We start from the raw sequence: 6,356 nt of genomic DNA, 5'->3' as shown, positions 1-6,356 counted from the left end.
CCGGCCCGCACCACCCGCACCACCACCTGTCCGTCGCGCCCACCGGCTGAGGATGCGCCCCTTCGATGTCCCGCCCGCTGATGCCACCACCGCCCCCGGCCGCACCCCCGCGACCGGCTCCCCAGCCGACCGCGCACGCACCCCGGCCCGTCCACGAGGCCCCGCGGGCGACCTCGTACGCCGCCTCCCGCGCCCCCGGCGCGAAAGCCCCGCGGGCGAGACGGCGCCCGCGCCCGGACGCGGGGCCCGCGGCCCCGCGCCGCCGAGGCCCCTGCCCCCGCGCACCGCGCCGCCAGGGCGGGCCTGACGCCAGGTCACCACGGAGCCCCCGGCCGACGGTCGGCAGGACTACCGTCGTACGTGGCGTGCGCGCCGGCGCGCACGGTGAAGGGGACTGGCAATGAGCTTCGGTGACGAGCACGACTACAGCGGCGACCCCGGGCACACGCGCACCCGGCTGCCCGGCAGCGAGGGCGACGGCTACGGGGGCGGCCGCCGCCCCGCCCGCACGTCCCGGTCCCTCGTCACGGTCGTCGGCGTCGTGGTCCTGCTCATCGCGGCGATCGCGTTCGCGAACCGCGGCGGCGGCAGCCACGGCACCGCGTCCGACGGCAACGACCGCTCCCCCGGCAAGGGCGCCGCCGCCGACCCCACCGCGCCGAGCAACGTCAAGCCCGTCAAGGGCCGCGCCGCGGGCCCCGACACCTCCATCCCCGGCGGCTACGCCGAGGACCAGCAGGGCGCGGCGAGCGCCGCCGCCAACTACGCCGTCGCCCTGGGCTCCGAGGGCATGTTCCACATGGACCGGCGCCACGCGATCCTCGACACGATCTACACCCCGGCCGCCGCGGCCAAGCTGACGACCAGCCTCGACGCGGCCTACTCGGCGGACTTCCTGTCGAAGCTGGGCCTCGACGCCTCCGGCGACGCCCCCCAGGGCAGCACCTTCGTCTCGCGCACCATCCCCGTCGGCACGAAGGTCCTCGGCTACAGCCAGGGCGCCGCCAAGATCAGCGTCTGGTACACGGGCCTCATCGGCATGGCCGGCAGCGACTCGACGAACCCGGTCACCACGACGTGGAAGACCAGCACCTTCCAGCTGCAGTGGACCAACAACGACTGGAAGATCGTCTCCGACACGGAGAAGGACGGCCCCGCACCGGTACCCGGCGACGACGCGGCCTCCACAGCCGATCAGATCACCCAGGCCGTCGAGCAGTTCGGAGGCTTCACCTATGCGAGGTAGCTCTCAAGACCGCTCCCGGCCCCGCGCCCGGGCCGTGTCGATCGCCGGTGTGCTCGCGGGCCTGCAGGCCTCCGCGGTCCTGCTGGCCACGCGGGCGGCAGCCGCGCCCTCCCCGAGCGCCACCGTCGACTGCGAGGCACAGAAGGGGCTCGCACGGGACTACTGCAAGTCCGGTGGCAGCAGCCCCAACTCGACCCTCCCCGGCGCCGACGCCCTCGACCCCCTCTCCTCCCTCGGCCGAGGCTGCGCCGAGGCCGCCGCGTGGACCATCGGCAAGCTGTCCAGCGCCGTGAAGGAGACCGCCAACGTCGACTTCACGAACGCCTCGTTCCTGCGGCAGTACGCCGTCGTCTTCGCCGCGTCCACCATCCTCACGCTCGTCCTGTGGCTGCTCGCCGTCGCCAAGCGCGCCGTGCGGGGCGTGCCGCTGACCACCGCGATCTCCGAGGCCGTCGGCTTCCTCTGGCTGACCGTCCTCGCCTCCGCCTTCACCCCGCTGATCCTCTACACGGTCGTCTCGGCCGTCGACAGCGTCACGGACGTCATCTCGAAGAGCACGGGCGGCCAGACCGACGTGTTCTTCGGCGGCTTCTCCGACGCCCTGAAGAAGGGCAACGACATCGGCGGCGGCCCCATCATGCTGATCGTCGTCTCCCTGGTGTCGATCCTCGCCGCGGGCGTCCTGTGGCTCGAACTCGTCATCAGGGCCGCCCTGCTGTACGTGGGCGCCCTGCTCGGCACGGTCGTCTACGCGGGCCTCGTCGACAAGAACATGTGGGGCCACGTCCGCCGCTGGGCCGGCATCATGATCGCCGTGATCATGGTGAAACCCGTGATCGTGGTCGTGCTCAGCCTCGCGGGCGCCCTGTCCGGAGACAACGGGCCCGACGCGTTCTCCGCCGTGGTCTCCGGCCTCGCCATCATCCTGCTCGCGATCTTCGCGTCCGCCATGATCTACCGCTTTGTGCCCGGCTTCGGCGACGAGATCTCGTCCTCCCGAGCGGGCCGCAAGCAGGCCACCGACGGCTCCCAGGCGGCCGCCGTGCTCTCCTCGCCCGCCAACCTCGTCGCGCAGGGCATCAAGACGCACTCGACCCGCGCCCCCCAGCAGGGCGGCGAGGGCGGCGGCGGGGGCGGGGGCGCCCGCCCCGCGAACCCGGTCAGCGGCGGCGTCGCCGCGCACAGTTCGCGCCCCTCCCAGTCCGGGGGCGGGGCCGGCGGCGGACATGTCCCCTCCGCCGCACCCCCGCCCCGCTCCAGCCCGACCAGCGGCACCCCGCACGGCTCCCGCCCCAACGGCGGCGGCACGGGCGGTTCAGGCACCAACAGCAGGAGGTAGAGGGCGTTGACGACCCAGTCCCACCCCATCGCGCCCCGCCGCACGTATCTCATCGGCCGGGCCCGGCCGAACGCGATCGTCGGCAAGAACCGGGAGACCGGCGAGATCGCCCTGATCATCGCGGGAGCCTTCCTCGGCATGATGAGCGGGCTCATCGTGCCCGTCCTGTCCCTGCGGATCGTGTTCCTCATGGGCTTCCCCATGCTGGCGCTGGCCGTGGTGTACGTGCCGTACAAGCACCGCACGTTCTACAAGTGGTTCGAGATCAACCGGAGCTACAAGCGCATCCTGCGGCGCGGCACCGCCTACCGCTCCTCGGCCATGGAGGCCGGCACGGCCCTCGACGGCCGCGAGGTGGAGGTCGGCCCGCCGCCCGGCATCGGCACCATGAACTGGCTCGCCGCGCCGTTCGGACCCGACGAGATCGCCGTACTGCTGCACGCCGACCGCCGCACGGTCACCGCCGCGATCGAGATCGAGGGCCCCGGCGTCGGCCTGCGCGACAGCGAGGACCAGGAGGCCCTCGTCGACCGGTTCGGCACGCTCCTCAAGCACGTCGCCAACGGCGACGGCTTCGTGACCCGCCTGCAGATGCTCGCCCGCACGCTGCCCGCCGACCCCGACGCCCACGCCAAGGACGTCGCGCAGCGCGGCGACGGCACCGCCCCCGCCTGGCTGCAGGACTCCTACGACCAGCTCCAGTCCATGGTCTCGACCTCCAGCGAGCAGCACCGCGCCTACCTCGTGGCCTGCATGCACTTCAACCGCGAGCTGGCCGCCGAGGCCCAGACCATGGCACGCGCCGCCCGCAGCACCGCGGGCCCCGGCCGGCAGCGCCTCGACCGCGACGCCGGCCTCGCCGTCGTCATGGCCCGCGAGCTCACCGACATCTGCGCCCGCCTCGCCGAGGCGGACATCCGGGTCCGCCAGCCCCTCGGCCAGGCCCGCCTCGCGTCCCTCGTGCACTCCATGTACGACCCGGACCACGCGATCGACCACATCCAGGCCATGACGAAACGAAACGCCTGGCCGGCCGAGCTCGACGCCGTCGAACCCACCTATCTCAAGGCGAAGACGCGGGAGTCCACCACCCGCCCGCCCTGGTGCCACGCCACCGCGTGGATCAAGGAATGGCCGATGACTCCCGTCGGCGTCAACTTCCTCGCGCCCCTCCTCGTCCACACCCCCGACGTGATCCGCACGGTCGCCGTCACCATGGACCTGGAGCCCACCGAGATCGCCATCGAGCGGATGCTCACCGAGAAGACCAACGACGAGGCCGAGGCCAGCCGCGCCGCGAAGATGAACCGCACGGTCGACCCGCGCGACATCGCCGCCCACGGCAGGCTCGACCAGCGGGGTGAAGACCTCGCCAGCGGTGCTGCGGGCGTCAACCTCGTCGGGTACATCACGGTGTCCTCCCGATCGCCCGAGGCCCTCGCCCGGGACAAGCGGACGATCCGGGCCTCGGCCGGCAAGTCGTATCTCAAGCTCGAGTGGTGCGACCGCGAGCACCACCGCGCGTTCGTCAACACCCTGCCGTTCGCCACCGGCATCCGCCGGTGACGGCCGCGCCGTCCGGGGACCACCACGAGTACCGCCGAGCCGAAAGGAGTCCGCGATGAAAGATCCGCTGTCCGCCGTCACGGACGCGTTCACCAGCTTCCTGTTCGGGGCTGTGGAGACCACCCGGCTGCCGGTCCGCACCTCCACGGGCCAGGCCCAGGCCGTCTACCTGCCCACGGCGGCGCCGGGCCTCGGCGACAGCGGCGTCATCATCGGCCGCGAGGTCTACAGCGGCAAGGGCTACATCTACGACCCCTTCCAGCTCTACGGCCAGCAGCTGCCCGCCCCGCACTGGCTCGTCCTCGGCGAGTCCGGCAACGGCAAGTCCGCGCTGGAGAAGACGTACGTCCTGCGCCAGCTGCGCTTCCGCGACCGGCAGGTCGTCGTCCTCGACGCGCAGGGCGAGGACGGCGCCGGCGAGTGGAACCTGATCGCCCAGCAGCTGGGGATAACCCCCATCCGGCTCGACGCCATGGCCGCACTCGACGACGGCATCCGCCTCAACCCGCTCGACCCGGCCATCACCACCACCGGCCAGCTGGCGCTGCTGCGCACCATCATCGAGGTGGCGATGGGCCACGGCCTCGACGAGCGCTCCGGCTTCGCCCTGAAGGTCGCCCACGCCTACGTCAACGAGACCATCACCGAGCGCCAGCCGGTCCTCACCGACATCGTGGAGCAGCTGCGCCACCCGAAGCCCGAGTCCGCCGAGGCCATGAACGTCGACATAGACGACGTGCGCGCCTGGGGCCTCGACGTGGCGCTCGTCCTCGACCGCCTCGTCGACGGCGACCTGCGCGGCATGTTCGACGGCCCGACCAGCATCGGCATCGACCTCGACTCCCCGCTCATCGTCTTCGACCTCTCCCACATCGACCGCAACTCCATCGCCATGCCCATCCTCATGGCGATCGTCGGCGTCTGGCTGGAGCACACCTGGATCAGGCCGGACCGCAAGAAGCGCATCTTCCTCGTCGAAGAGGCCTGGCACATCATCAACAGCCCCTTCGTCGCGCAGCTCTTCCAGCGCCTGCTGAAGTTCGGCCGCCGCCTCGGCCTGTCGTTCGTCGCCGTCGTGCACCACCTCTCCGACGTCGTCGACGGCGCCGCGGCGAAGGAAGCCGCAGCCATCCTCAAGATGGCCTCCACCCGCACGATCTACGCCCAGAAGGCCGACGAGGCACGTGCCACGGGCCGGGTCCTCGGCCTGCCCCGCTGGGCCGTCGAGATCATCCCCACGCTGACCCCCGGCATCGCCGTGTGGGACGTCAACGGGAACGTGCAGGTCGTCAAACACCTCGTCACCGAGGCCGAACGCCCCCTTGTCTTCACCGACCGCGCCATGACGGAGGCGTCCGCGCACCACGGCGCCGGGGAGGACGACGACTCCCTGTCCGGGGGACTGCCCGACGACATCCGGGCTGCCGAGTGGGAGACCGAGCAGCGCGCCGCCTACCTGGAGCACCAGCGCCGGCTGAACGAGTCCTCCGAGTCGACGGTGGCCTGACGCCGTGCCCCGCGACGACGACCGCGACCCCCGTGCCCCGGGCCGCCCCGGCGGCGCGGGCGGCCGCCAGGGCGGCATCCCCGACGGCCTGCTGCTCGGCCTGATCGCGTTCCTGCTGGGCCTCGCCGTCCTCGTGTGGACGGCGACGGGCCTCGGCGCCCTGTTCACCCACGGCGCCTGGCCGGACGGCCTCGCCTTCACCCGTACGCCGACGGCCATACGGTCCCTCGTCACGCACCCGCACGACCTGCCGGGCGCCTGGCCCGCCACCCCGCCCCGCCAGCTCTCCGGCTACGGCCTGTTCTGGGGCCTGCTCATCAGCCAGCTGATGGTGCTGACCGTCCTGACGGTCTTCGTGCTGGGCACGGTGACCCGCTGGCGTGCCGTACGCGCGGCACGCCGCGACCGGGCACGCCGCCAGGCGTACGACAGGGCCCGCGCCTTCGACGAGGCCCCGGCCGACGAGGACCCGGCCGCGCGCGAGGGCGGACGGACCTACGAGGGCCGGGGGACGTACGAGAACCAGGAGCGGGCGTACGAGGACGCCAGGGGGCTCGGCGGAGACCCGGGCAGCCGCGCGCCACGGCCCCCGGACTCCCCGGACTCCCCGGACTCCCCGGACTCCCCGGCGGCCGCGGCCCGTGCCACGCCGCCCGCGGCCGCGGAGTCCGCCCCCGGCCCGGCACAGCCGCCGGCCG

3 protein-coding genes and 2 pseudogenes are annotated in these 6,356 nt (G+C 73.0%); all 5 read left to right on the top strand.

Features of this window, described 5'->3' with window-relative positions; translation table 11 throughout:
* The first annotated feature begins 400 nt into the window (after window positions 1–400).
* Window positions 401–1,246, top strand: a complete 846-nt coding sequence (locus L1885_RS21190) for a hypothetical protein (protein ID WP_235798751.1) — start codon at window positions 401–403, stop codon at window positions 1,244–1,246.
* Window positions 1,236–2,595, top strand: a pseudogene (locus L1885_RS21185) (hypothetical protein). The gene L1885_RS21190 and the pseudogene L1885_RS21185 overlap by 11 nt, the downstream one beginning before the upstream one ends.
* On the top strand, window positions 2,592–4,151 hold the full coding sequence (locus L1885_RS21180; protein ID WP_235798750.1) for an SCO6880 family protein: 1,560 nt from the start codon (window positions 2,592–2,594) through the stop codon (window positions 4,149–4,151). The pseudogene L1885_RS21185 and the gene L1885_RS21180 overlap by 4 nt, the downstream one beginning before the upstream one ends.
* Window positions 4,152–4,206: 55 nt before the next feature.
* On the top strand, window positions 4,207–5,658 hold the full coding sequence (locus L1885_RS21175) for an ATP-binding protein (RefSeq protein WP_235798749.1): 1,452 nt from the start codon (window positions 4,207–4,209) through the stop codon (window positions 5,656–5,658).
* A 4-nt stretch (window positions 5,659–5,662) separates the two neighbouring features.
* A pseudogene (locus L1885_RS21170) lies at window positions 5,663–6,356 on the top strand (type VI secretion protein); the annotation flags it as partial.

The sequence above is a fragment of the Streptomyces fuscigenes genome (genome assembly GCF_021556455.1).
GTDB classification, from domain to species: Bacteria; Actinomycetota; Actinomycetes; order Streptomycetales; family Streptomycetaceae; genus Streptomyces; species Streptomyces fuscigenes.
The sequence above is the reverse complement of the archived record's forward strand: the minus strand, read 5'-3'. Positions and strand labels throughout refer to the sequence as shown.